The sequence below is a fragment of the Streptococcus sp. 2022WUSS083 genome, assembly GCF_044427155.1.
Taxonomy (GTDB): Bacteria; Bacillota; Bacilli; order Lactobacillales; family Streptococcaceae; genus Streptococcus; species Streptococcus hashimotonensis.
Genome location: NZ_JAOTGK010000001.1, coordinates 1 through 21,251 on the forward strand (window position 1 = coordinate 1; position 21,251 = coordinate 21,251).

23 protein-coding genes and 1 pseudogene are annotated in these 21,251 nt (G+C 43.5%); 23 read left to right on the forward strand and 1 reads right to left on the reverse strand.

The genetic code is table 11. The features are described from left to right. Nucleotides 1–21: 21 nt before the first annotated feature. The 3 genes and pseudogenes from ODU41_RS00005 to mmuM all read left to right on the forward strand — a co-directional run. Nucleotides 22–99: pseudogene (locus tag ODU41_RS00005) on the forward strand (IS200/IS605 family transposase); the annotation flags it as partial. A gap of 235 nt (nucleotides 100–334) precedes the next feature. Continuing rightward, complete coding sequence (locus ODU41_RS00010; protein WP_044772043.1) at nucleotides 335–1,711, forward strand: amino acid permease; 1,377 nt, start codon at nucleotides 335–337, stop codon at nucleotides 1,709–1,711. 12 nt (nucleotides 1,712–1,723) lie between these two features. Further along, a complete protein-coding gene (gene mmuM / locus ODU41_RS00015; RefSeq protein WP_398578514.1) occupies nucleotides 1,724–2,671 on the forward strand; it encodes a homocysteine S-methyltransferase in 948 nt (315 codons plus the stop codon). 49 nt (nucleotides 2,672–2,720) lie between these two features. Here the strand turns inward: mmuM and ODU41_RS00020 are convergent, their stop codons facing one another. Next, complete coding sequence (locus ODU41_RS00020) at nucleotides 2,721–3,221, reverse strand: NUDIX domain-containing protein (protein ID WP_398578516.1); 501 nt, start codon at nucleotides 3,219–3,221, stop codon at nucleotides 2,721–2,723. Between the two features lie 120 nt (nucleotides 3,222–3,341). Here ODU41_RS00020 and ODU41_RS00025 point away from each other — a divergent pair, with 120 nt between their 5' ends. The 20 genes from ODU41_RS00025 (at nucleotide 3,342) to ODU41_RS00120 (ending at nucleotide 21,219) form a co-directional block, all read left to right on the forward strand. After that, nucleotides 3,342–4,217: a VOC family protein gene (locus ODU41_RS00025; RefSeq protein ID WP_398578517.1), complete on the forward strand. Its 876-nt coding sequence runs from the start codon at nucleotides 3,342–3,344 to the stop codon at nucleotides 4,215–4,217. A 105-nt stretch (nucleotides 4,218–4,322) separates the two neighbouring features. Then, on the forward strand, nucleotides 4,323–4,850 hold the full coding sequence (locus ODU41_RS00030) for a transcription repressor NadR (protein WP_044772047.1): 528 nt from the start codon (nucleotides 4,323–4,325) through the stop codon (nucleotides 4,848–4,850). A 76-nt stretch (nucleotides 4,851–4,926) separates the two neighbouring features. Further along, nucleotides 4,927–5,475: a hypothetical protein gene (locus tag ODU41_RS00035; RefSeq protein WP_044669548.1), complete on the forward strand. Its 549-nt coding sequence runs from the start codon at nucleotides 4,927–4,929 to the stop codon at nucleotides 5,473–5,475. Between the two features lie 192 nt (nucleotides 5,476–5,667). Next, on the forward strand, nucleotides 5,668–6,861 hold the full coding sequence (locus tag ODU41_RS00040; RefSeq protein ID WP_044679781.1) for an argininosuccinate synthase: 1,194 nt from the start codon (nucleotides 5,668–5,670) through the stop codon (nucleotides 6,859–6,861). 13 nt (nucleotides 6,862–6,874) lie between these two features. Further along, nucleotides 6,875–8,269, forward strand: a complete 1,395-nt coding sequence (argH, locus tag ODU41_RS00045) for an argininosuccinate lyase (protein ID WP_398578518.1) — start codon at nucleotides 6,875–6,877, stop codon at nucleotides 8,267–8,269. A gap of 70 nt (nucleotides 8,270–8,339) precedes the next feature. Then, nucleotides 8,340–8,699 (forward strand): ribonuclease P protein component, encoded by a 360-nt coding sequence (rnpA, locus tag ODU41_RS00050; protein ID WP_202105505.1) that lies wholly within the window; start codon nucleotides 8,340–8,342, stop codon nucleotides 8,697–8,699. Further along, nucleotides 8,683–9,495 carry a YidC/Oxa1 family membrane protein insertase gene (locus tag ODU41_RS00055; RefSeq protein ID WP_029170980.1) on the forward strand — a complete coding sequence of 271 codons (813 nt, stop codon included), beginning with the start codon at nucleotides 8,683–8,685 and terminating at the stop codon, nucleotides 9,493–9,495. Before rnpA ends, ODU41_RS00055 begins: the two co-directional genes overlap by 17 nt. A 19-nt stretch (nucleotides 9,496–9,514) precedes the next feature. Continuing rightward, a complete protein-coding gene (jag, locus tag ODU41_RS00060; protein ID WP_013730624.1) occupies nucleotides 9,515–10,510 on the forward strand; it encodes an RNA-binding cell elongation regulator Jag/EloR in 996 nt (331 codons plus the stop codon). A 167-nt stretch (nucleotides 10,511–10,677) separates the two neighbouring features. Then, nucleotides 10,678–10,815 (forward strand): 50S ribosomal protein L34, encoded by a 138-nt coding sequence (gene rpmH / locus ODU41_RS00065; RefSeq protein WP_002939016.1) that lies wholly within the window; start codon nucleotides 10,678–10,680, stop codon nucleotides 10,813–10,815. A gap of 106 nt (nucleotides 10,816–10,921) precedes the next feature. Beyond that, nucleotides 10,922–11,704 (forward strand): TatD family hydrolase, encoded by a 783-nt coding sequence (locus ODU41_RS00070; protein WP_105141427.1) that lies wholly within the window; start codon nucleotides 10,922–10,924, stop codon nucleotides 11,702–11,704. Further along, a complete protein-coding gene (gene rnmV / locus ODU41_RS00075; protein ID WP_044685609.1) occupies nucleotides 11,688–12,257 on the forward strand; it encodes a ribonuclease M5 in 570 nt (189 codons plus the stop codon). Before ODU41_RS00070 ends, rnmV begins: the two co-directional genes overlap by 17 nt. After that, nucleotides 12,250–12,618 (forward strand): hypothetical protein, encoded by a 369-nt coding sequence (locus ODU41_RS00080; protein ID WP_044676157.1) that lies wholly within the window; start codon nucleotides 12,250–12,252, stop codon nucleotides 12,616–12,618. The genes rnmV and ODU41_RS00080 overlap by 8 nt, the downstream gene beginning before the upstream one ends. Nucleotides 12,619–12,621: 3 nt before the next feature. After that, on the forward strand, nucleotides 12,622–13,077 hold the full coding sequence (locus ODU41_RS00085) for an 8-oxo-dGTP diphosphatase (RefSeq protein WP_044676156.1): 456 nt from the start codon (nucleotides 12,622–12,624) through the stop codon (nucleotides 13,075–13,077). A gap of 75 nt (nucleotides 13,078–13,152) precedes the next feature. Beyond that, complete coding sequence (locus ODU41_RS00090; RefSeq protein ID WP_029693536.1) at nucleotides 13,153–13,413, forward strand: type II toxin-antitoxin system Phd/YefM family antitoxin; 261 nt, start codon at nucleotides 13,153–13,155, stop codon at nucleotides 13,411–13,413. Between the two features lies 1 nt (nucleotide 13,414). Then, on the forward strand, nucleotides 13,415–13,672 hold the full coding sequence (locus ODU41_RS00095) for a Txe/YoeB family addiction module toxin (protein WP_024383250.1): 258 nt from the start codon (nucleotides 13,415–13,417) through the stop codon (nucleotides 13,670–13,672). Nucleotides 13,673–13,685: 13 nt separating this feature from the next. Continuing rightward, on the forward strand, nucleotides 13,686–14,216 hold the full coding sequence (locus tag ODU41_RS00100; RefSeq protein WP_024389507.1) for a DUF1697 domain-containing protein: 531 nt from the start codon (nucleotides 13,686–13,688) through the stop codon (nucleotides 14,214–14,216). 20 nt (nucleotides 14,217–14,236) lie between these two features. Then, complete coding sequence (gene rsmA / locus ODU41_RS00105; RefSeq protein WP_014736465.1) at nucleotides 14,237–15,109, forward strand: 16S rRNA (adenine(1518)-N(6)/adenine(1519)-N(6))-dimethyltransferase RsmA; 873 nt, start codon at nucleotides 14,237–14,239, stop codon at nucleotides 15,107–15,109. Between the two features lie 202 nt (nucleotides 15,110–15,311). Then, entirely contained in the window at nucleotides 15,312–17,042 is a 1,731-nt protein-coding gene (locus tag ODU41_RS00110) for a hypothetical protein (protein WP_398578519.1), read from the forward strand. Between the two features lie 12 nt (nucleotides 17,043–17,054). Beyond that, complete coding sequence (locus tag ODU41_RS00115; RefSeq protein WP_398578520.1) at nucleotides 17,055–19,499, forward strand: LTA synthase family protein; 2,445 nt, start codon at nucleotides 17,055–17,057, stop codon at nucleotides 19,497–19,499. Nucleotides 19,500–19,641: 142 nt separating this feature from the next. Continuing rightward, complete coding sequence (locus ODU41_RS00120) at nucleotides 19,642–21,219, forward strand: ABC transporter ATP-binding protein (RefSeq protein WP_044684009.1); 1,578 nt, start codon at nucleotides 19,642–19,644, stop codon at nucleotides 21,217–21,219. The last annotated feature ends 32 nt before the right edge of the window (nucleotides 21,220–21,251 follow it).

Here is a 21,251-nt window from a genome sequence, read left to right on the forward strand (position 1 = left end):
AATCTGGGAGATTAGTTGTTCAATGACATTGCACTTGATAAATTGAGCGTCAAAGAGTATGAAGATCCATTTTCAGATGGCAGTTTTAGAACAAGATAAAAGCCCGTTGTTACGGGCATTAGTCAAGCAATTATAGCACTAACCTGAACGAAGTTCAGCGAACGTCTTTAGACGTCGCTGGAGAGAAACGGCTTATAGCCGGTGTACAAGCCACCCGTTTTCACGGGTGGTTATGACTATAACTGATAACTATAACACTCGCGTTGAAAACGGTATAACGATTTTCTGAAAAACTGTGTTATCATAAATAAATCATTACTATTTAGGAGAGTTTATGGAAAATCATAATTTTGAAAATCAAGGCACCTTTAACCGTGAAATGAACAGCCGTCATTTGCAGATGTTGTCCATCGGTGGGGTTATCGGGACAGGATTGTTTTTGAGTTCAGGCTATACTATTGCACAGGCTGGTCCATTTGGAGCTGTTGCAGCCTATCTTTTCGGAGCTGTTATGGTCTATTTGGTTATGTTTTCTTTGGGTGAATTGTCGGTGGCAATGCCGGTGACTGGATCTTTCCATACCTACGCGACCAAGTTTATCAGTCCTGGTACTGGTTTTATGGTGGCCTGGATGTATTGGTTGTGCTGGGTAGTCGCTTTGGCTTCTCAGTTTGTAGGAGCAGCTCAACTCATGCAACGTTGGTTTCCTAGTGTGCCAATTTGGATTTTTGCAACGATTTTCGCGGTCGTTGTCTTTGGTTTGAACACGCTGTCTGTCGGCTGGTTTGCTCGAGCAGAGGACGCCCTTTCTTCTGTCAAAGTCTATGCCATTATGGCATTCATCATTTTAGGAACCTTGGCGATTTTTGGCGTCTTGCCTTTTGAGGGAACCAATGCTACACCTCTCTTTAATAACATTACAGCCCAAGGTTTGCTTCCTAACGGTTTGGTTGGTTTTATTTCGGTCATGCTATCCGTTAACTATGCCTTCTCAGGTGTGGAAATGATTGGAATTGCTGCAGGGGAGACAGATAATCCTAAGAAAGCCGTGCCGCAAGCTATTAAATCGACCATCGGTCTCTTGGTTATCTTCTTTGTTTTGACTATCGTGGTCTTAGCAGCTTTGCTTCCCATGTCGGAAGCAGGCGTGACAGAAGCACCATTCGTGCTTGTATTGGATAAAATCGGTTTTCCGTACGCTGCAGACATTATGAACTTCATCATTTTGACAGCTATCTTATCAGCCTCAACTTCAGGACTTTACGCTTCAAGTCGTATGCTTTGGTCCTTGGCCAATGAAGGCATGATTAGCAAGGAATTGGTTAAAATCAATAAGCACGGCGTTCCCATGCGTGGGATGATTTTGTCCATGATTGGTGTTGTCGTTGCCTTGATTGCCTCAATTTATGCAGAAGACACCATCTTCCTGGCCTTGGTTTCTATCGCTGGTTTTGCAGTCGTCATTGCTTGGTTGGCTATTCCATTGGCACAAATCGGCTTCCGACGTGAATTTTTGAAAAACAATAGTGTAGATGAATTGGAATACAAGACACCATTTTCACCGACTTTGCCATGGATTACAGTTGTTTTGCTGGTTATTTCCATCATCGGAATTGGCTGGGATCCTTCTCAGCGTGCCGGCCTCTACTTTGGTGTACCCTTTATGATTGGTTGCTATGCGTATCATTACATTCGCTTTAAAAAGTGGTAAGGAGAAACTCGTATGGGTCGTTTTAAGGAACTATTAGAAAATCAAGAGTTTGTCATTTTACATGGTGCTCTGGGAACGGAATTGGAATTTCGCGGTCATGATGTATCAGGTAAGCTTTGGTCTGCCAAATATCTTTTGGAAAATCCTCAGTATATCAAGGATATTCACAAGGATTATATTTGTGCTGGAGCAGATTTGGTGACAACCTCCACCTATCAGGCGACCTTTGAAGGATTAGCAGAAGTTGGCTTGTCACAAGCAGAGGCAGAGGATCTCATTCGCTTGACCGTTGATTTGGCCAAGGAAGCGCGTGATGAGGTTTGGGCAGAATTGTCTGAAGCTGAAAAAGTACAACGAACCTATCCTCTCATCTCAGGTGACGTGGGTCCCTACGCAGCCTATTTGGCGAACGGTGCTGAATATACAGGCGATTATGGCAACATTAGTCTGTCAGAATTAAAAGATTTCCACCGTCGCAGAATTGAGCTCCTCTTAGAACAGGGAGCAGAACTCTTAGCCTTGGAGACTATTCCCAATGTTCTTGAAGCACAGGCTTTGGTAGAGTTGCTGGCAGATGATTTCCCAAATGTTGAAGCCTATATCAGTTTCACCTCGCAGGACGGTCAGTCAATCTCTGACGGTACGGCTATTGAAAAAATAGCAGAGCTGGTCAACAGCAGTGAGCAGATTTTGGCGATTGGTCTTAACTGTACAGCTCCTTCTCTCTACCCAGCCTTTCTCAGTCAGTTGAGAGAGAAAACGGATAAACCATTTGTGACTTATCCGAATTCTGGGGAAGTCTATGATGGAGCTACTCAAACATGGAAAGAAGAAGCTGACCATAGCCATAGCCTATTGGACAATACTCTGGCTTGGCGTAAGTTGGGTGCTAAAGTGGTTGGAGGTTGTTGCCGAACCCGACCAGCTGATATTGAAAGTCTTGTCGCAGGATTGAAATAAATGAATCCCCTCTGTCCTGTGACGGTGGGGATTTGTTTCTTATTCGGACTTAGTTTTCTAAAAACAACCTCTCCACATAGTCTTTCTGTCTTGGGATAACCTGTTCATTTTCCAAGAAATCTTTCAGTTTTTCCTGTGGGACCCAGATGTAGTGGCTGGTTTCGTCGGCTTGGAGTTGGATGGCAGATTTGTCCCAGTCGGTTTCAGCCCAGTAGCAGTGGAAGATACACTGGTCGTCATGGGCAACAAAGTGTGTAAGGTGGCGGAGTTGGGTCGCTGTCAGTTCAATGCCTGTCTCTTCGCGGACTTCGCGTAAAATGGCCTGCTCTGCTATTTCCCCAAATAAAGCCGAGCCTCCTGCTGTCGCTTCATAATAGTCAGGGTAGGAGGGCTTGGTGCTGTCGCGTTTCATGAAGAGGGTGCTGCCGTCACGGTGGCGGACGATGCACTCGACGACTAGGTGGTAGAGACCATCGGGAATGGCTTCTCCGCGTATGAGGGTGTGGTCGGTCAAGTGACCGTCGGCTGTGTAGGCGTTCCAAGTTTCCATTTCATTCTCCTGTCAATTTTGTAGTTATTCAGTATAGCATATCTATAAGTGTAAAGCAACGTGTTTTGTTTTTGTACGGACAAATGTTATACTGGGGCTACTAACTCAAAGGAGAAATCAATGCAAACCATAATCCCACATCTCTGGTACAATACAGAGGCAAAAGAAGCTGTAGAGTTCTATGTGGACCTTTTCGGCGGCAAGATTGACTGGACCTATACCATTACAGATACGCCTTCTGGCGACTCTGACTTGGTCCAATTCCAACTGGGGGACATGACCCTGGCGGCGATTAGCGCGGGGCCTTATTTCAAGCTCAATGAGTCCATGTCCCTCATGGTGTCGGTGGCTGACAAGACGGATGTGACTCGCCTCTACGAAGCCCTGTCAGACGGTGGTCGTGTGCTTATGCCATTGGCAGAATATCCCTTCAGTCCTTACTATGTCTGGCTGGAAGACCGCTTTGGTCTGTCTTGGCAACTGTCCTATGCACCGGACTTGGACAAGCCCTATAGCTTTGACATCTGCCTGCTCTTCTCCCAGGACCAGGTTGGTTTAGCCCAACCTATGCTAGATTATTACAAGGATAAGCTGCCTCAAGCTCGTCTTGGTCGCTTGTCTTACTATGGCGAAGGTGAGGCTGCGGTGGCTGCTGCCAAGTTGAATTATGCGGAGCTTTTAATCGGAGATCAAAAAATCATCGCTATGGACCACGGCTATGGCGGTGAGGCCTCTTTCAACGAAGCCTTCTCCTTCATGGTTTATGTAGATAGTCAGGAAGAAGCGGAGAGCTGGTATGAGAAGGTATCGGCAGTTCTAGAAGCGGAGATTTGCGGTTGGGCCAAGGATCAGTTTGGGATTTCCTGGCAAATTGTGCCGCGGATTTTGATGGAGGCATACGATATGGCAAGTCCAGAAAAGGTCAAGGCAGTCAACGCGGCTGTGATGACCATGAAGCGTTTGGACATTGCGGCTATTCAAGCATTGCTAAACTAGCAGATGATAACGGAGACTGTTCTGCAGTTTCCGTTTTTTGGTTGAGGAAAGGTTGATTTACAGGAATTTTGATATAATGGAAAAAAGTGTACGAAAGGAATGTGTATGAAAGCAACAGAACGACGTAAGAAAATCCTATCCCTTTTACGAGAAAGCCTCGATCCCCTTGCAGCTAATTATCTGGCGAAAGAATTTGGAGTGAGTCGGCAAGTAATTGTTGGAGATGTAGCCTTGCTTCGTGCGGAGGGAGAAGCTGTCTTGGCAACTCCGAGAGGGTACTTGCTCCAATCTTCTTTGCCATCTACTGAAGGAGCCTACATTCGAAAGATAGCTTGTCAACATGGTCCAGAAGAGGTAGAAAGAGAGTTGACAATCTTGCTAGAGGGTGGAGCTCAAATATTAGATGTTGAAATTGAGCATCCCATTTACGGCTTATTATCCGGCAAGCTGAATATTGCAAGTTTAGAAGATAGGGATCATTTTTTGGATGCCTTGGGTCAATACCAAGGTGTGTTACTGAGTAATTTAACAGAAGGAGTTCATACACATACAGTCTCTTTCCCATCTGTGCAAGCCTATAATGAACTTTCAGTAGCTTTAAAACATGCAGGTATTTTACTAGAAAATCAATAAACCTTAAACCTTACAGGTGTCTTGACACCTGTAAGGTTTTGTTTTATAATCAAACCAATAGAAAGAGAGGTGCCTAATGTCCCAATTAACACTATCATCTAAAAATTCAGTTAAGCAGCTATCAATTAGTGCAATTTTAACCGCATTTGCCATTTTAATACCTTTAATGATGCCGATTAAAATCATTATTGGCCCAGCATCCTATACACTTGCTAGTCACATTCCTTTGTTTATAGCCATGTTTATTTCACCAGCTACTGCTATTTTTGTTGCTTTAGGTTCTAGTTTGGGATTTTTCCTCGCTGGTTTTCCAATCGTTATTGTATTTCGGGCGCTTACGCATCTGTTCTTCCTTACCTTAGGTGCGGTCTTGGTCAAGCGATTTCCGATTCTTATGGATTCTAAGCGCTTTTTACTATTAGGAATCGGGCTTAATCTCCTGCATGGTCTAGGAGAATATATTGTGGTGATGGTACTTACGTCGGGGGAACAAACTTCTGCTACCTACTGGATAACGATGCTTGGCTTGGTGGGTGTTGGTTCGGCTATTCATGGATTGCTTGATTTTAGTTTAGCTTATTATTTCTGGAAAATGTTAAAAGAACGGAAAATTTATCAACCATAATCAGTTATGATGAGGAATATATTTTAGAAGCTGGAGAATATTCTCTAGCTTTTTTTGGAAATTTTTCTGGAAATGTACGATATTTATTCATTTTTTAAGAAAATTTGCATAAATATGTTGCAAAAAGTATAAATATACACTATAATAGTCACTAAGTTTTATTTGCTAATATATATAGAAATGAGAAAGTTTATGACAAAAGAAAAATTAATCTTAGCTTATTCAGGTGGCCTGGATACTTCAGTTGCAATTGCTTGGTTGAAGAAAGACTATGATGTCATTGCGGTTTGTATGGATGTTGGAGAGGGTAAGGACCTCGACTTTATTCATGATAAGGCCTTATCAATCGGTGCTATTGAGTCCCATGTATTGGATGTAAAAGAAGAATTCGCCCAAGAATATGTCCTACCAGCCCTACAAGCCCATGCCTACTATGAGCAAAAATATCCGCTGGTATCGGCTCTCAGCCGTCCTTTGATTTCTAAAAAGTTGGTGGAAATGGCTCATAAGACAGGAGCAACCACTATCGCTCACGGCTGTACTGGTAAGGGCAATGACCAGGTGCGGTTTGAGGTAGCCATTGCAGCCCTGGATCCAAGCTTGAAAGTCGTGGCTCCTGTCCGTGAATGGAAGTGGGCGCGTGAAGAGGAAATTATCTTCGCCAAGGAAAATGGTGTACCAGTCCCTGCTGACCTGGACAGTCCTTACTCAGTTGACCAAAACCTTTGGGGTCGTGCCAATGAGTGCGGAGTTTTAGAAAATCCATGGAATGAAGCGCCAGAAGATGCTTTTGGCATCACTACTTCTCCAGAAAATGCACCAGATACTCCTGAGTATGTCGATATTGAGTTTAAAGCAGGGATTCCCGTTGCTGTGAATGGTGAAGAGTTAAGTCTGGCTAATCTCATTCAAAAACTCAATGTCATTGCTGGTAAGCATGGTGTGGGACGGATTGACCACGTGGAAAATCGTTTAGTCGGAATCAAGTCACGTGAAATTTATGAGTGTCCAGGTGCTATTACCCTTCTGACAGCCCACAAGGAAATTGAAGATTTGACCTTGGTACGGGAAGTATCGCATTTCAAACCGATTGTTTCAAATGAACTCTCTAACTTGATTTACAATGGTTTGTGGTTCAATCCTGCAACAGATGCCTTGAAGGCCTATCTTGCTCAGACCCAGGCAGTTGTTAATGGCACCGCAAAAGTGAAATTGTATAAGGGATCAGCCAAAGTAGTTGCTCGGAAATCTCCAAATTCCCTTTATAATGAATATTTGGCAACCTATACCAGTGCAGATACTTTTGACCAAGATGCAGCAGTTGGTTTCATCAAGCTTTGGGGATTACCAACCAAGGTCAATGCGGAAATTCATAAAAAGAGCTAGAAAGTAGGAGCTTATGGAAGCAAAGAAATTATGGGGAGGTCGCTTTGAAGCCAGTCTTGAGGAATGGGTTGAAGAATTCGGAGCCTCCATTCGCTTTGACCAAAAATTGGCCAAGTATGATATTCAGGGGTCTTTAGCCCATGTCAAGATGCTTGGAGCCACAGGGATTATCAAGCTTGAAGAAGCCCAGGCTATTCAAACTGGTCTGGAAGAATTGTTAGCAGACTATGAGGCTGGCAAGTTGGTGTTTGATATTCGAAACGAAGACATTCACATGAATATTGAAAGTCTATTGACGGAGAAAATTGGTCCAGTTGCAGGTAAACTCCACACAGCTCGTTCTCGTAACGATCAAGTAGCGACCGATATGCACCTTTATCTGAAGGATACCCTCTTTCAAGTGGTAGACAAATTGACCAACCTACGTCAGATTTTAGTAGATCTTGCACAGGAACATGTGGAAACTATCATGCCCGGCTATACCCACTTGCAACATGCCCAGCCTATCAGTTTTGCTCAGCACTTGTTGGCCTATTACAACATGTTCAGCCGAGACAGTGACCGTTTTACATTCAACATGCAGCATACAGATCTATCCCCACTTGGTGCGGCGGCCTTGGCAGGGACGACCTTTCCGATTGACCGTCAGATGACCTCTGATTTGATGGGATTTGCCAAGCCTTATAGTAATTCTCTTGATGCTGTGTCTGACCGTGATTTTATCCTGGAATTTCTGTCAAATGCCAGTATCCTCATGATGCACATGTCGCGTTTGTGTGAAGAAATCATTAACTGGTGTTCACATGAATACCAATTTGTCACCCTATCCGATACCTTTTCAACAGGTTCTTCCATCATGCCTCAGAAGAAAAATCCAGATATGGCTGAGCTGATTCGGGGGAAAACAGGTAGAGTTTATGGGAACTTAGTTGGTCTACTGACGGTCATGAAATCCCTGCCTTTAACCTATAACAAGGACTTGCAGGAAGACAAGGAAGGCATGTTTGACACGGCAGAAACGATTTTAGTATCTATCGATATTTTGGCAGGGATGTTGCAATCGATGACGGTCCATAAGGAAAGGATGGCTCAATCGACAGAGAAGGACTTTTCCAATGCGACTGAATTGGCAGACTATCTAGCAAACAAGGGTATGCCCTTCCGCCAAGCGCATGAGATTGTTGGAAAACTGGTCTTGGAATGTAGCAAGGCAGGACACTATCTCCAGGATGTATCGTTTGAGACCTATCAGGCTATTTCGCCTCTTATTCAAGCAGATATTTATGATGCCTTGTCCTCCAAAGTTGCTGTCAGTCGTAGAAATTCCCTTGGTGGGACAGGTTTTGAATCGATTGCAGACCAGTTGAAAAGTGCCAAAGAGGAAATTCAGAACGCAAAAAGCCTATAAACGGTATGTTTATTGGCTTTTTTGAATTTTGTGGTATAATAGAAGTAATTTTGAAAGATGGAGTGGCAGTTTGAAAAAAAGCTATCGTGTCAAGCGTGAACGAGATTTTAATGACATTTTTACAAAAGGAAACAATGTCGCCAATCGGAGGTTTGTTGTCTACCGATTATCTAAAGAGCAGAAGCATTTCCGAGTAGGTTTATCTGTCAGCAAAAAATTGGGAAACGCTGTCATGCGAAATAAGATTAAGCGCAGGATTCGTCACATCTTAATTGAATGCCAACATCAACTGGTAGCAGATGACTTTGTTATCATTGCTCGAAAAGGTGTAGAGGAATTGTCCTATCAAGAAATGAAGCAAAACCTCATCCATGTTTTGAAACTAGCTAAACTATACCAGGAAGGTGTTGTGATTGAAAAAGAAAGTTAAATGGGCGGGTCTACTGGTAGTATCTCTAATTGTTTTAACAGCCTGCGGAACAGGGCCAGTGACCAGTCAATCTACAGATGCGTGGGATAGATTAATTTACTGGTTTGCCAGCATTATTCAGTTCCTATCTATCAACGGTCAAATTGGAATCGGTATTATACTTTTTACCATTTTAATTCGAACCCTTCTGTTGCCTTTGTTCCAAATACAGATGAATTCCTCACGGAAGATGCAGGAGCTTCAACCTCAGCTGAAAAAGTTGCAAGCGGAGTATCCAGGAACGGATATGGAAAGTCGCCAGCAGCTCTATGAAGCAACGCAAGCTCTCTACAAAGAGAATGGTGTCAGCATGAGGGCGTCCATGATTCCGCTCTTTATTCAAATGCCAATCCTTTTGGCCCTCTTTCAAGCTCTGACACGTGTTGAAGCCTTGAAAGTAGGTCACTTCCTTTGGTTAAATCTTGGGGAGCCGGATCCGTTCTTTATTTTGCCGATTCTGGCTGCAGTGTTTACATTCCTTAGCTCATGGTTGACCAATAAATCAGCAATTGAGAAGAATATGGCTATGACAATTATGACCTATGTCATGCCCGTGATAATCTTTTTCTTTGCTGTGGCAGCTGCTAGTGGGGTGGCTTTGTATTGGACGGTGTCAAATGCCTATCAGGTTGCTCAAACCTTGGTGTTCAATAATCCGTTTAAAATAATAGCAGAGCGTCAAGCGAAAATTGCTGCGGAAAAAGAACGTCAGGCAAAAATCCGACGGGCACAGAAAAAAGCACAGAAAAAGAAATAGGAAAACTAGGAGAGAGAAGATGAAATTTACAGGAGCAAGTGTTGAAGAGGCCATCCAGAATGGCTTGGTAGAGCTGAATATTCCTCGAAAAAAAGCACATATTACTGTGGTTGCGCGTGAGAAGAAAGGTTTCCTTGGTTTCGGTAAAAAGCCAGCGATTGTGGATATTGATGTCATCAATGAAACAACGGTTGTTAAGGCTAATCAGAAAGCAGTTCGTGGCGTTCCAAGTGAAATTAATGACCTCAATGAACCAGTAAAAAGCGTTTCAGAGGCTACGATTGACCTAGGAAAAGTTGTTGCAGCGGTGAAAGAATTTGAAAAGTCTGGTCAAACGCTTGATGATGATATTAAAGCGCAGATCTTGAAAAATGAAAAAGAAGCGACAACGATTTTGGAAGAAACAGGTCGGATTGAAATTCTTTCAGAAGATTTACTAACTACTACAGATGCAACAACATCTGCTAAGGAAGACGTAAATCAAGAAGTCGTCTCAGAAAATCAAGCAGATAATTTTGCTGATTTAGATATTAAGATTGAGCCTCAGTATGATATTGAACAAGTTGTTTCAGAAGTGACAGCTTATGTACAAGAAATTCTGGATGATATGGATGTTGAGGCGCGTATTGATACAAGTCATAATCGCCGTACAATCAATATTCAAGTGGATACCAATGAACCAGGTCGTGTTATCGGTTATCACGGAAAAGTCTTAAAGGCTTTGCAACTTTTGGCTCAGAACTTCTTATACAACCGTTATGAGCGTAATTTCTATATTACAATCAATGTGAATGATTATGTAGAACACCGCGCAGAGGTTCTTCAAGGCTACGCACAAAAATTGGCAGAACGTGTTTTGGCAGAGCAGGAAGCCTACCATACAGATCCGATGTCAAGTAGCGAACGTAAAATTATCCACCGCATTATCTCTAAAATGGACGGTTTGACAAGCTATTCAGAAGGTAGCGAGCCGAACCGATATGTCGTTGTAGATATTGAAGGGAATCATGATTAAAAAGAGGCTAGTCCTCTTTTTTCAATGATTTTCTGATTCTTTCCTAAAAGTATGGTAGAATAGCTTGACAAACGAACAGAATTTATATAAAATAGTTTAGTATGTTTAGTAACTGATCAAAACTAGCCGGCTAAACGAATACAAGAATCTAAGAGGAGGTATTCATCGTGAAACGTACTTTTCAACCAAGTAAAATCCGTCGCGCGCGTAAACACGGTTTCCGTAGCCGTATGGCAACTAAAAACGGCCGTCGCGTGTTAGCTGCTCGTCGCCGTAAGGGACGTAAAGTTCTTACAGTAGCATAAGAAGATGAAAAGAGAAGCCAGCAGAAACTCGAGTCTGCTGGTTTTTTTCTTCTCATAAGAATCTTCTGAAATATGTTACAATAGTAGGAAAGAAAGTGATGGAACGATGATACAAATTTTTGACACCCACACCCACCTCAACGTAGAGCAGTTTGACGGTCGGGTCCAAGAAGAATTAGACTTTGCCAAGGAAATGGGGGTCACCCTCCACAATGTGGTCGGTTTTGACCGAGCAACCATTGACAAGGCTATGGAACTGGCTGACCAGCATCCTGAAATTTATCTGACACTGGGCTGGCATCCGACAGAGGCTGGCACCTATGATGAGGAAGTAGAAAGCTACTTGCTTGAGGCACTCAAACATCCCAAGGTCATTGCCCTGGGGGAGATTGGGCTGGACTACTACTGGATGACAGCGGACAAGGAAACCCAGGCTCGTGTTTTCAAGCGACAGATGGAGTTGGCCAAGCAGTTGGATTTGCCCTTTGTGGTTCATACTCGCGATGCTTTGGAAGATACTTACCAGATCATCAAGGAAGTCGGCGTCGGTCCGCGTGGAGGCATCATGCATTCCTTCTCTGGTACGCTGGAGGAGGCTCAGGCCTTCATGGACTTGGGTATGCACATCTCATTCTCGGGAGTTGTGACCTTCAAGAAAGCTGTCGAACTTCAGGAAGCGGCGCAAGCATTGCCCCTAGAAAAAATCCTGGTCGAGACGGATGCGCCCTACCTAGCGCCTGTTCCCAAGCGTGGTCGGGAAAATCGTACCGGCTACACCAGATATGTGGTGGATATGCTGGCCCAGCTTCGCAACCAGTCGGTCGAAGAAGTGGCGGCTGCGACCTACGAGAATGCAAGGAGTTTGTTCAGAATTGACACAGAAAATTAAGATACAAGAAGTCCTCGTTGTCGAGGGCAAGGATGATACAGCAAACCTAAAACGATTTTACGAGGTGGACACCTACGAAACCAGAGGCTCTGCCATATCAGACGATGACTTAGAACGCATCGAGAAACTCCATGACCTGCGGGGCGTCATTGTCTTTACTGACCCAGACTACAATGGAGAGCGAATTCGGAAGATGATTATGCAGGCCATTCCCACGGTCAAACACGCTTTTTTACAGCGGGACGAGGCTGCCCCCAAGTCCAAAACAAAAGGGCGGTCCTTGGGCATTGAACACGCCAGCTTTGAGGACTTGGAAAAGGCCCTCGCAGGCGTGCGTGGCTACTATGATGATGAACATAACTTTGACATCACCAAGTCAGACCTGATGCGCCTAGGGCTCCTTATGGGCGGAGATAGTCGCAAGCGGAGGGAGTATCTGGGAGAAAAGCTCCGCATCGGCTACTGCAACGGCAAGCAGCTCCTCAAACGATTGGAATTGTTTGGGATAAGTTTGGCGGAGGTTGAGGAGGCGATGGAGAGCTATCATGGATAGGGTCTACGCTGTTAAGTGCTTGGTTAAAAACGAGTTTGAACCTTCTTATGAAAATTATTCATCTTATGAAGAAGTGACCTACTTGCTGCCGGCTGATGTCCTTGTTTGGGAGGATGAGCAGGTTGATAAGAACAAACTAGCAGACTATTTGCGTGGTTTAGTTGAAGATGGCTATGTCAATGCGGATGGTATTTGGAAGCAGAGCCGTTTGTTTCATATTGCCGGTGTGCAAGAAATGGACGACAGGATAGAGTTTGATGGACCAGCCGTGGAAGTCTATCGCTGGTTTTACAATTTTGAACGTCCAGTTACTGAGGAAGAATTTTTGAATCTCTATTATGTTGATGATTTGGGGAGATAGGGAATGTCTAGACGAGAACAAGTTGTCTTAACCAATATGTGCATGATTACAGACGGTCAGCAGGTTTTGATCCAGGATAGGAAATCTGAAAAGTGGCCTGGTATGACTTTCCCTGGGGGCCATGTTGAGCACGGGGAGAGTATTGTTTCCTCTGTCGTCCGCGAGGTCAAAGAAGAAACAGGCTTGACGGTATCCAATCTCGAACTCTGTGGCATTCAAAACTGGACGGATCCTACTGACCATTATCGCTATCTGGTATTTTGCTACAAAACCAGCCATTTTACAGGCTCTATCCAATCTTCAGATGAGGGAGAAGTGTTCTGGATTGAACGTGAGGATTTGAAGAATGTTCAGCTGGCAGACGGTTTTGAAGCTATGCTGGAAATCTTTGAACAGCCACAGCTGACGGAGAATTTTTACTGGTTTGAAGACGGCGAGTGGAAGGTGGAGAATCGCTAAAGAGTTGTACAATAAGTTTGACAACTCTTTTTTTCTATGCTATAGTAAGCCTAGAAATGATGAGAGGTATTGCTTATGGAAGCTATTGTATATTCCCATTTTCGAAATCACTTAAAGGACTATATGAAAAAGGTCAACGACGAGTTTGAGCCTTTAGTTGTGGTCAATAAAAATCCAGAGGAAGATATTGTTGTACTCTCAAAGAGTGAGTGGGATAGTTTACAAGAAACCCTCGCTGTTGCTCGGAACACTTATCTGTCTCAAAAAGTTTTGCGTGGTATGGCTCAAGTCAAAGCGGGACAAACCCAAGAACGAAACCTGATAGAGGCGGACTAACATGGGAATCCATTTTACAGAGGATGCCTGGGAAGACTATCTTTATTGGCAGGGTCAGGATAAGAAAACACTCAAGCGAATCAATAAGATTATCAAGGATATGCAACGACATCCTTTTGAAGGTATTGCTAAACCAGAACCTTTGAAGTATGATTATCAAGGCGCCTGGTCGAGACGAATTGATGCGGAGAATCGCTTGATTTATATGGTAGAAGCAGATAAGCTGTATATTTTGTCTTTAAAGGATCATTATGGGTGAGGGGGATTAACAAATGAAAAAAGTCGTCCTCCTTCGAGGTGTTACCCCTGTTGGCAAGAATAAAATTCCTAAGATGTCCTATCTGGCGGAAATTTTGACGGAAGTTGGTTTAACTTCTGTTCAAACCTATATTCAAAGTGGAAATGTTGTTTGTGAAACAGATATATTAGATGAAGAACTCAGTCGGCTTATCCATCAAACCATTAAAGAAAAAATAGGTGCAGAGTTAGCAATCATTGTCAAACATCAGATGGAGTTAACACAAGCAGTTGCTGAAAATTCTTTTGGTGAGGGCTATGATCCTTCTCGTGTTCATTTGGTCTTTACCAATGATGAGATAAATGGTGAAAAATTAAACAAATTATTGCACCAAGACTTTGGTGATGAGGAGTTGCGTCTGGGAAGTCAATGTCTATACATGTATCTTCCGAGAGATGCTCGAAAGAAAAAACTAAATACCAATTATTTAGAAAAACAGCTGGACATTACAGCGACGATGAGAAAACTAAGTGTTATTTCACGATTAAGTGAAATGGCGAAATAAAAAAACAAGAAAGAACACACATGAGAATCGCAGACAAAAACGTTACTCGTGCCGTCCTTGAACGCCACGGGTTTACCTTTAAGAAATCTTTCGGTCAGAACTTTTTGACCGATACCAATATTTTACAGAAGATTGTGGACACGGCTGAGATTGATCAAAATGTCAATGTCATCGAGATTGGGCCTGGAATCGGGGCCTTGACCGAGTTTTTGGCAGAAAGTGCCGCCGAGGTCATGGCCTTTGAGATTGACGACCGCCTGATTCCGATTTTGGCGGACACCTTGGGTCGCTTTGACAATGTGACTGTGGTCAACCAAGACATCCTCAAGACCGACCTGCAGACCCAGATCCAGAACTTCAAGAACCCTGACCTGCCTATCAAGGTCGTGGCCAATCTGCCTTACTACATCACCACCCCTATCCTCATGCACCTGATTGAGAGCAAGATTCCCTTCAGCGAGTTCGTGGTCATGATGCAGCGAGAGGTGGCCGACCGCATTTCTGCCGAGCCAAACACCAAGGCTTACGGAAGCCTGTCCATCGCGGTCCAGTACTACATGACTGCCAAGGTGGCTTTCATCGTACCTCGCACCGTCTTTGTGCCTGCACCAAACGTGGACTCCGCCATTCTTAAAATGGTCCGCCGCGAGCAGCCCTTGGTTAGTGTCAAAGACGAAGATTTCTTCTTCCGGGTGTCCAAGGCCAGCTTTGTTCATCGCCGCAAGACCCTGTGGAATAATCTGACCAACCATTTCGGTAAGTCCGACGAGGTCAAGGACAAGCTGACGCAGGCACTTGGCATGGCAGAGCTGGAAGCCAGTGTTCGTGGAGAAGCACTTTCCATGGCTGACTTCGCACGTTTGTCTGACAGCCTCCAAGAAGTCGGTTTATAAGCAAGTATTGATTGCGGAGAAATCTGCAATCAATATTTATTTTAATGGAAAATTGTTTTCCTGTTTGCCTTGTTCGTTGACAGTGGGGAGAAAGCTTGCTATACTGAAATGTGACTAACTTTTGAAAAATATTGTCTGCAAATTGGCAGAATATTTACAAAAACAAGAGAGGGTTTCCCTCTTTTTTTATGAAGGTATCTATATGTTGAAAACTATGCTGAAAAAGCATCCCCATTTAGTAGCCCTGGGCCTATTTGTGGGCTTTTCTTTATTATTATTGGTTCCCCACTTGCTAACTAAGGGCATGGTGACAGGTGCGGACTTGATTTTCCACTACAATCGTTTCTATGATGCGGCTATGCAGATGAAGGAGGGCAATTTCTCCTATATTATCAGTTTGTATGGCTATCAGCAGTCAGGACGGATTGTCAATGCTCTCTATGGGCCTTATTTTGCCTATCTACAGGGAGCCTTGGTACTCTTAAGTGGGACCTGGTTCCGCTATCAGATTTTATCCAATCTTCTCTTGGGAACTCTGAGTGCCACCTCCCTCTACCTGCTCATGCGCGAGGTCAAGGTCAAGTATGTTCACTCCGTTCTCTTGTCCCTCTTCTTTGTAACCACCTACTCAATCCAGTATTGGTGGGCGACCCAAGGATTTACTAGCTGGGGAGTGGCTCTCTTTCCGCTTTGTTTGATTCCTGCGGTTCGTTTCCTACAGACTAAAAAAGTACCGATATTCCTCATGGCAGGAGCGGTAGGGCTCATGTTGCAGGTTCATATGCTATCGACCTTGTTCTTGGTCATTGCCTATGGTGTACTCTTCCTTATTGGTTGGTGGAAATCAGACCAAAAAATGAAGATTATTGGGCAAGTAGCTCTATCGGTAGGAATTTTTTTGCTTCTGACCATCAATATCTGGTTGCCGCTTATTTATATCAACGCGACCAATACCTTGGTACCACCATTTGTTAACAAAAAATTTGTCCTCAATACCGTAACATGGCTCAAAACGGCCTTTTTATACTATCCATATCCATTGCCAATTTTCTTTGGAATCTATCTCTATTTCTTGGTGAAAAATTGGAAGAAACAATCGCTGGTTTTGGGTGGTCTTGCTTTGACCTACGCAGTATTTTTAATCTTGTCGACCAACCTCTTCCCTTGGCAGTTGTTTGCAGGTAAAGGAATTACACTTGTCGAATTGATTCAATTTCCATTTCGCTTTTTCCTCTACGCCAATGCTCTTTTACTGGCAGTCGTAGGGGTCCAGGTTTCTGGTTTATCAGAAAAGATGCAGAAAATCTTTTCTGGTTTGACTGTTATTTCTTTGCTTGTTTCGGTTGGTTTCCTCTGGAATCAGAGTTATAAGGAAATCAATGGGCATTACTATAGCGATACCTTCCTGCAAAAACGAATTCATACGACTCTGTACGGTACAACGGAAGAGATACGAGCTTCTTTCTATTCTAAAGACTTGGGCGAATTTATCCACATTGCTCAGAAATCCACGCCAGACTACGTACCAGACTTGTCAGATAGCTCAGGTCACATCACCAATGAAGAGTCGGATAATACCTACTTTACCTATCGTGACCAAGTGATTTTACCAAATCAAGAGTTTATCAAAGAAGTTGACGGTGATCAGCTGGTGGTGACTTGGACGGCGTCGGAAGCAGAAGAAACAGCCCTGCCAATTATTGTCTACCAAGATAGTCAGCTTGTTTTGAATGACCTGGTCTTGGATAGGGAAGAGATGGAGCTTTCCACTATTGGTGTACCAACGGTTACCAGCAAAAAAGGGCAGAATACCCTTGTCCTATCCTACAAGCAACAGTGGTGGTTATTGCCAGTTATCTTTATCAGTTTGACTGGATGGCTACTCTGGTTGATTTACTATATCTTTTCCTATCGAAAATCAAATCTTTCCTAAGAGAGAAATGTTATGAAACAAATCAATCCCAAGGCAAGCAAGCAATTTATTCTGGTTATGATTATAACCGTTTTGCTGGCGATGGGGCGGGCCCTTTTGTTAAGCGGTGTATCTTTTCCGCTCTGGTTTATTCCTCTGCCCTTGCTTGCCTATTCTATTTTTACGTTTTATGTATTGGTATTGCTTGATACATACGAGAAGTTTGTAAAGACCAAAACCTTTGCCAAGTATGTCAGCTATTTTCTAGGTTTTCTATATCTTGTCAACCTGGTTTATCGGCTCAATGCCAAGAAGTATCAATCCTGGAATATTTTCCGTAATAATCTCTTTCAGTTTGAACTGCTTTTGATGTTGCTTCTTCCAATCCTGTTGGCATTTTTATGGCGGAAGAATAGTCGCATTCGAGATAAATTAAGCAAGTGGTCGGCCAGTCATCTGGTGCCAGATAGCTATTTGCTCTTGACCAGCTTACTTTCTCTCAGTCCACTAGCTATATCTTATTGGAAAGATAGCCATTATGAGAGTTTGGTTGAAAATGGCTCCTATGTGGAATTTTTTAGTCAGACACCCTTGTTTGCACCCATTCATTTTATAGGTACCTATATTTTTCTTCGCTATCTTCATAAGGCATTTGTAGAGTTTAAGGCGAATCGGACCAATGTCCACAGTATGCTCTTTATCAGCTTGGCACTGGCTACGCTATCGCATATTGGTTATCAGGCTTCTATGGCTGGGGGAACGGGTTCTTATTTCACACGCCACCTCTTTCCAGGTGCGATTGTCTTCCAAATTGCCTGCCTCTTTTTCCTCAATGTCATCATTAGCCTAGTTATCAACCGTCAAATCTTATCTGTTGCCGTGATTGCTAGTCTAAACGTCATTTTGATTACGGCCAATTTTCTCAAATTCCGCTACCGTTCGGAGCCAATGACACCCAATGACTTCAAATGGATTGGCAATATGGGGATGATTCTCAGCTTCATCAGTCTACGTGTTGTCTTGGTATCGCTCGTCTTTATAGTCCTCCTTGTGTTTATCTACCGACGTATTCACAAAAAGTACTTCCAAGGAAGGATCGTCGCTTCTATCTGGAAACGGCTGGCAGGAATTTCAGTCATCGTATCCCTAATTTTGGGAATGGGCTGGGCAATTCGCAATGAAAAAGACCACAAGATTGTTGGTTGGATTCCTATTCTTTCTCAGGTTAATAACTGGCGTAACGTGGACTGGAAGGGATATGCTTTTGTAGCTCGTTATCGCACTCTTTCATTCCTCTGGTTGCAGCAACTCAGCAAGACCAGTATGGAAATGCCTGAGAATTACTCTGAGAAGACCATGAAGGCTATTGTGAAGAAGTACACCGCCTTGGCTGAGGAAATCAATGCAGAACGGACAGGTCAATTGACTGACCAGACGGTAATCTACATTCTTAGTGAGAGTTTGGCTGACCCGCGTCGAATTCCAGGCGTGACCCTTAGTCAAAATGTCCTTCCAAATATTGAGTACATCATGAGCCAGACTACCAGTGGCTTGATGAAGAGTGACCACTATGGTGGTGGTACGGCTAATATCGAGTTTCAGGTCTACAGTGGTCTGCCCTTCTACAATTACAGCTCATCCATTTCTTCAGTCTATCTGGATGTGGCGCCTAATATGAAGAAGTTGCCAAGTATCAGTGACCTCTATCCAGCAGATAATCGTATCGCCATCCATCCTTACTACGATACCAGTTATAACCGAAATTCTATCTACAAGCAGCTGGGAATTGAGCAATTTTACACTCTCAATAGTGCCAAGTATCCTCTTACTGTGACGGCTGAGGATTATCAGGGGAATTTTGTCAGTGACAAGAAGACCTATGACTTGATTTTGGATCAGGTACGTTCTGCCGATACCAGCTTTGTGTCGGCTATTACCATGCAGAACCATGTTCAGTGGAATTCTCTAGAGCCTGCAGGTATAACAGCTTCGGGTGAGGGCTTCACGGCTGAGGAAAATGAAAACTTGACCAGCTATGTTCGCCTCCTATCCTTTACGGATCAGGCAACAAGGGATTTTCTAGACCAGCTTAAGACCTTGGATAAGAAAGTGACAGTTGTTTTTTACGGTGACCACCTACCAGGTTTGTATCCAGAGTCTGCTTTCGTGACGGATCCAAGTGTGCAGTACAAGACAGATTATTTCGTGTGGAGTAATTTTGAAACAGAAGACTACCATTATGATTTGGTCAATTCTAGCGACATGAATGCACTTATGCTGGAGACGACCAATAACAAGGTCAGTCCTTACTATGCCCTCTTGACAGAAGTGCTTCATAAGGACCGAGTAGGACAGGCTGAGCGGGATGCGAAAGTTGCAGAAGAACTCAAACTGGTCCAATATGACCTATCGACAGGAAAAGGCTACCTTTTGAAATACAAAGATTTTTTCAAAGTAGCGACTGAAACGACAGAATAAAAATAGACCAAGTCAGATAGCTGGCTTGGTTTCTTCTTTATGTGAAAAAGGACACAAATATGGTGAGTTGTGGTATAATAACTTTGTTTAATACAGATTTTTTATTGTTTTACTTAGAAGTCTATTCAACGGTGGAGAAGAAATGAAAACGAAAAATTTTTGGCTAACCTTATCTTGTATTTTTACAGTAGCCCTGCTCAATGTTGGCTTTCTGTACCAATATCGCTATATTATTGATGCTATTGCGGCTGGAGATAGACAAGCCTTTGTGTCTTGTTTTGTGCTGATGGGGCTAACTGTCCTTGTCATGCTGGTCTTTGAATACATTCGTCAGATTGCCAATGTCAGCTATCTCAATCAAGTAGGTTTCCAATTGCAGGCGACCTTTATTGGGAAAATTTTTAATTTACCTTTTAGGCAGTTTGTTGAGCAGGGGGCGGGAGCCTATATTTCTCAGCTCAATAATGATTTGGAGACGGTGAAAGAAGATTATTACGACGCTTTCTTTACGATTTTTCAAGGTGCTTGTACCTTTGGCATTGCCAGTTTAGCCTTGCTTAGCTTGGATGGTCTGACCGCTATTTTCTTGATTCTGATCTCATTCTTGCCAGTTGTGATTCCCTATTTGTTTAAAAAGCGGAGAAGGCTCAATCAGGAGGCGATTTCGGACAGTCAGCAGGTCTATAATACAAGGGTTTCAGATGTCTTTCTAGGTTATTTGCAAGTGAAAAATAGCCGCCAAAGACAGCAAGTTTTAGATGGGCTGAACGATCGCTATCAAGCAGTCAATGATAAGGTCAATCAGGCCAATCGAACGACAGTAACCATGCGGCTCTTAGTCGGTTTCGTCTTTTATCTGACCACTCTTTCGATTATCTTTATCGGTGGTTTTCAAGTCTTTTCTGGAGCCTTGACCATCGGTGGCTTGACAGCTATTCTGACCATTTCAGAGCAGTTGGTGGATCCTATTAATAGCATTGCGGCAGCCTTTTTGGACAGGCATGCCGTTAAGGAATTGAAGCAAGAGTTTGAGCTATCTACTTTGGGGCAAGAAGCGAAGGGACAGGAACTAGCTTCAGCTTTCCAGAGCATGCAACTGGTCAAGGCTAGTTATGCCATCGGTGAGAAGCAGGTCTTTGAAGACCTGACAGTAGCGTTTGAGCGTGGCAAGAAGTACCTGATTCTTGGGGAAAGTGGTTCTGGCAAATCTTCTTTGGCTCTTATTTTGACCAAGAATAGCCAACTGCAAGCAGGGGATATTTACTTTGATAAAACCTCTCTTGCAGACTTGTCCTACCAAGCCATTCAAGACAAGATTGCCTATCTGCCACAAGAGGGAGCCCTTTTCCATGATACTGTACTTTACAACTTGACCATGGGACAGGTTGTTTCAGAAGATAGGCTGATGTTTCTCATTAAGACCATGAATCTTGACAGTCGTTTTCCAAGTTATGCTTCTTTGAGCGAGGAAATCAGTGACGATAGTGGACTGTCTGGCGGACAAAAGCAACGCCTGCTCTTGATTCGTGCCTTGCTACAAGATAAGGAGGTCTTGTTGCTGGATGAAAGTCTGTCTGCCTTGGATCAGGAAACCTATACAGTAATTGAAGCCTACCTTACCTCACTAGCAGATAAGACGCTCATTCATATTTCCCACCGTGTGTCCGATGAGGTCCTTTCTCGTTATGATGGGGTGGTACAGATTGGGGAGAGTAATTAATTTTTGTCAGAATGTTCCTATCTAGGGGGAGT